The 4,747-nt window shown below is 69.5% G+C and carries 4 protein-coding genes and 1 pseudogene; 1 reads left to right on the top strand and 4 read right to left on the bottom strand.

Going from position 1 to position 4,747, the window contains the following annotated elements; translation table 11 throughout:
• Positions 1 to 765, bottom strand: a 765-nt coding sequence (locus tag A5698_RS05740) for an alpha/beta hydrolase fold domain-containing protein (protein ID WP_502688876.1), incomplete at its 3' end; no start/stop codon positions are given.
• 264 nt (positions 766 to 1,029) lie between these two features.
• Here A5698_RS05740 and A5698_RS05745 point away from each other — a divergent pair.
• The gene (locus A5698_RS05745) at positions 1,030 to 2,001 is read left to right on the top strand and encodes an aldo/keto reductase (RefSeq protein WP_068294293.1); all 972 of its coding nucleotides are present in this window, start codon (positions 1,030 to 1,032) and stop codon (positions 1,999 to 2,001) included.
• Here A5698_RS05745 and A5698_RS05750 read toward each other — a convergent pair.
• The 3 genes and pseudogenes from A5698_RS05750 to A5698_RS05760 form a co-directional block, all read right to left on the bottom strand.
• A pseudogene (locus tag A5698_RS05750) lies at positions 1,998 to 3,166 on the bottom strand (metallophosphoesterase). The gene A5698_RS05745 and the pseudogene A5698_RS05750 overlap by 4 nt on opposite strands.
• A 75-nt stretch (positions 3,167 to 3,241) precedes the next feature.
• Entirely contained in the window at positions 3,242 to 4,333 is a 1,092-nt protein-coding gene (locus A5698_RS05755) for an acyl-CoA dehydrogenase family protein (protein WP_068294286.1), read from the bottom strand.
• Positions 4,334 to 4,340: 7 nt separating this feature from the next.
• On the bottom strand, positions 4,341 to 4,747 hold a 407-nt coding region (locus A5698_RS05760; protein WP_286144346.1), incomplete at its 5' end, for an acyl-CoA dehydrogenase family protein.

Raw genomic sequence — 4,747 nt, forward strand, 5'->3', positions numbered from 1 at the left:
GACCACGACTCGCTCCAGGAAGTTCTGGAAGTTCTTGCGGGTGGGGGTCGACCGGTCCTGCCAGTCGTAGCGCCCGTAGATCCCGACGACGGCGTCGACGGTGGTGTCGGCGTCCTCGGTGAGTTCGCCGCGGAACGCAGGGTCGCCGGGTGTGAGGCCCGCGAGGGAGGCCAGGTGGCCGCCCGCGGAGCAGCCCGCGATCGCGACGAAGTTCCGGTCGCCGCCGTACTTGTCGACGTTGGCGCGCGCCCAGGCGATCGCCGCGTTCACGTCGGCGATGTGGCGGGGCCAGCGGTTCACCGGGGAGACCCGGTAGTCCATCGTCAGGCACACCCAGCCCTGCTTGACCAAGTGGTGCAGCATCGTGTGGCCCTGCATCACGCGTGACCCCTGCACCCAGGCGCCGCCGGGGACGAACAGCAGCACGGGCGCGTCGGGCGGCAGGTCCGGGCGCCGCCACACGTCGAGCAGCTGCGAGGGGTGGTCGCCGTAGCGCACCGAGCTGCGGTACAGGCAGCGCTGACGCTGGGCGCGGAAGCGGAGATAGGGAGGCACGCGGCTGCCGCGGTAGGACGCGACGTCCTGATCGGGCATATCGGCGGGCGCGGCCTCGGCCGGGTCGGCGCCGAGGCGGCGGGTGACCATGCCCCGCAGCGCTGCGGGCGCGTAGTGGTGGCCGTACATCGCCATCGCGGTGAGACCGGCGAACGGTTCCAGATGCTTGCCGACGACTGGGAGCGACGAGTAGAACCGCGTCGACGCCATGACCAGGTCGAACGGGTGCAGTGACGGGTGAAGAGCCATGATCAGCCAGCCAACGCCAGGTCAGGATCGCCGGCTCCGCTGCAGGTCACGCAGATGGCCTCTTCGAGGCTGAAGTGCCCGCACGTGGGGCAGATGAACTCGAGCATGCGTTACGCCTTTCGAGACTTGTGTCATGCCGACTTTCTGCAGCCCGCCTCAAATACCCCCGCGTCTGCGCGCCAAAACCCGCCGATACCGATCTGTGCCGTCAGTACTGTGGCGTTCGTGAAATACCTAGACGTCGAGGGAATGGGCCGGGTCAGCCGTATTGGGCTCGGGACCTGGCAGTTCGGTTCTCGGGAGTGGGGCTACGGCGAGAGCTACGCCTCCGGGCCCGCCCGTGAAATCGTGCAGCGATCTCTGGCGCTCGGTGTCACGTTGTTCGACACCGCCGAGATCTACGGGTTCGGCAAGAGCGAGCGGATCCTCAGCGAGGCCCTGGGCGATCGGCGCTCGGAGGTGGCGGTGGCCAGCAAGGTCTTCCCGGTCGCCCCGTTCCCCGCGGTGGTCAAGCAGCGCGCGCACGCCAGCGCGCAGCGGTTGGGGCTGCAGAAGATCCCCCTGTATCAGGTTCATCAGCCGAACCCCGTGGTGCCCGATTCGGTGATCATGCCGGGAATGCGTGACCTGCTCGATGAGGGCGTGATCGGCGCCGCCGGCGTCTCGAACTACTCGCTGTCGCGCTGGCAGCGGGCCGACACGGCGCTCGGACGACCCGTGATCAGCAACCAGGTGCACTTCTCGCTGGCCCATCCGCAGGCGCTCGAACGCCTGGTGCCGTTCGCCGAGCGGGAGAACCGCGTCGTGATCGCCTACAGCCCGCTGGCGCAGGGATTGCTCGGCGGGAAGTACGGACCCGACAACCGCCCCGGCGGCATCCGTGCGACGAATCCGCTCTTCGGCACCGAGAACTTGCGCCGCGCCGAACCGCTGTTGCAGACGCTGCGCGACGTGGCCGCCGATGTCGGGGCCAAGCCCGCGCAGGTGGCGCTCGCGTGGCTGATCCACTTGCCCAACGTGGTCGCGATACCGGGCGCGTCGAGCGTCGAGCAACTCGAGTTCAACGTGGCCGCCGCCGAGATCGAGTTGAGCGCCGAGGCGCAGGAAGCGCTCACCACCGCCGCCCGCGCGTTTCGGCCGGTGGGCACCGCGCGCTTCCTGGCGGACACGGTTCGCGAAAGGCTCGGCGTCGGTTAGTCTTTCGTGTCATCGAGGGTGAGCACTGTGATGTCGGGCGGGGCGCCGACGCGCACCGGCGGGCCCCAGACCCGGCGCCGCGGGTCACATACAGCTGGGTGTCGTCGACCCGCGAGAGGCCCGCGAGCGACGGCTGGGCGGCGCGAACGAGGTAGTGGAACGGCCACATCTGCCCGCCGTGGGTGTGGCCGGACAGTTGCAGGTCTACCCCTCGCGCGGCGGACTCCTCGACCTGCACCGGCTGGTGGGCGAGCAGGATCGTCGGCCCCCCGGATGAGAGGCCGGACAATGCGCGATCGAAATCCGGACCCTCCGAATGCCTTTCCCCGACGAGATCGTTGACACCCGCGAGGTTGAGCACCCCGGAGCCGCGACGGATCGCCGTGTTCTCGTTGCGCAGCGGGTGGACGCCCCAGCGCGCCATCTCGCGTAACCACTCGGCGGTGTCGTCGACGAAGTACTCGTGGTTGCCCGTGACGAAGAACGCGCCGTCGGGCGCCGCGAGGTCTCGCAACGGCGCTGCGGCCGAACCGAGTTCGGCGACGGTGCCGTCGACCAGATCACCGACGATCGCGACGAGGTCGGGTTCCGCCTCGTTGATCATTCCGACAATCCGCTCGGTGTGCGCCCGTCCCAGCAGCGACCCGAGGTGGATGTCCGACACCACCGCGATCCGGAAACCGCGGAACGCCGGATCGAGGGCACGCAGCCGCACCGGCACCCGCAGCAGGTCCGGCGGCCCCAGTGCGGTGGCCGTGCCGACTCCGACCAGTCCGACCGACGCGGCCCCCGCGGCGACGGCGCTCGCGCGGGCCAGGAACAGGCGGCGGCTGAGCGCGTTCGGATCCTCGGGCTCGGGAGCCGACGGCGCCCGGCGGACCCACCGCCGCAGCAGCAATCGCACCGGTTCGAGCACCAGCAACGTCAGCAGCAGATAGGCGGCCACACCGAACCACAGGTAACCCGGCCAGGCGTACCAGCCTGCATCGGCCGGACCGAACACCCGCGGCAGTAGCAGCGCAGCGATCAGCAGCGCGGCCAACCCGAGGAGGACGGCGCTGAGCACCCGCCGCGCGGGACCCCGCCGGGTGGTGTCCTTGACCAGCCGCTTCCACAGGTAGACGTGCATCAGCGCGAGCACCGCGCCGAGGATGACGATGAACATGCCGCACCCTTCAGTTGATTTCGGTGCGTTACCGATCGATTCGCGACCGGTAGCGCACCGAAATCGCAGGAGTCCCTACAGCGAGACCGTGCCGTAGTCGCCGACGTGCTCGACCAGCGTGCGGAGCTGATCGTCGGTGGTGCCGAACGTGTTGTCGATCGCCGTCAGCCGCGCCGCGTAGTGCCCGACGGGATACTCCGCCGTCATCCCGATCCCGCCGTGCAGCTGGATCGCCTCCTGCGCGATGTGCCGGCCCGACCGCCCGATCTGGAACTTGGCCCGCGCGGCGATCACCGGGTCGAACCGGTTGTCGGCGATCGACATCGCCGCGTAGAAATTCATGCTGCGCGCGAGTTCGAGCGAGACATACATGTCGGCTGCCCGCTGCGTCAACGTCTGAAAGTTGCTCAGCGGAACACCGAATTGCTTTCGGCTGGTGAGGTACTCGGTGGTCAGGCGCAACGCCTCCTCCATCGCCCCGACCGCCTCCGCGCACAGCGCCGACTGGAACCGGATCACGGTGCGGGCGACGTGTTCGGTCGCGTCGCCGCCATCGCCGAGCGGTTCGGCGGCGGTGGAGTCGAAGTCGAGCTGCGCACCCCGGCGGCCGTCGAAGGTTCGGTAGGGCTGCCGGGTCACGGCCGCACCGTCGACGACGAACAACCCCACGCCGCCGTCGGGCAGCGCCGCGGTGACGATGACGGTGTCGGCGGTGTCACCGGCCAGCACCGGGTTCTTGCGCCCGGTGATCGTCCAACCGTCACCGCTCTTCTCGGCGCGGGTCGCCGGTGCGGCCGACGGCGCCCGCGTTCCCGGTTCGGCGTGGGCGAACGCCAGCAGCGTCTCGCCGGTGGCCACGGCGTCGAGCACCTGCTTCTGCTGGTCGCTGCCGAGCTCGGCGATCAAGCCGCCGGGGATGATCGCGGCCTGGGCGACCGGTTCGGGCGCGAGCCGCCGGCCGACCTCGGTCAGCACCACCATCACCTCGATCTGGCCGGCCTCGTCGGGATCGAACCCGAGCCCCAGGATGCCGACCTCGGCCAGTTGGCCCCACACCTCACGGCTCCAGCCGGGCTCACCTTCGGTGCGCACACCCTCGCGGCGCGACAACACGTCGCGGGTGACGTCGCGCAGTAGTTGCTGTTCTTCGGTCAGGTCGAAGTCCACGGCCGGCTCACAATCCCAGGATGGTCGAAGCGATGATGGTGCGCTGAACCTCGTTGGTACCGCCGTAGATCGACGTCTTCCGATAGTTCAGGTAACGCGGTGCGGCGTCCTGCGCCCAGCTGGGCACGTCGAGGTCGCCGGCGTCGAACGGCAGCGCCTCCGGCCCCGCCACCTCGACGAACAGTTCGGTGGCGGCCTGCTGCAACTGGCTGCCGCGCAACTTGAGGATCGACGACGCGGGGTTCGGCTTGCCGTCGGCTTCGGATCCGCTGACGCGCATCTGCGTGAGTTCCAGTGCGAGCAGCCCGGTTTCGATCTCGGCCACCCGGGCGGCAAACAGCGGATCCTCCAGCAGCGGCGTGCCGTTGATCTCCAGCTTGGCGGCGTGTTCCTTGACCTGCGCCATCCACAGCT

This window comes from Mycobacterium sp. E136, from assembly GCF_001666865.1.
Taxonomy (GTDB): Bacteria; Actinomycetota; Actinomycetes; order Mycobacteriales; family Mycobacteriaceae; genus Mycobacterium.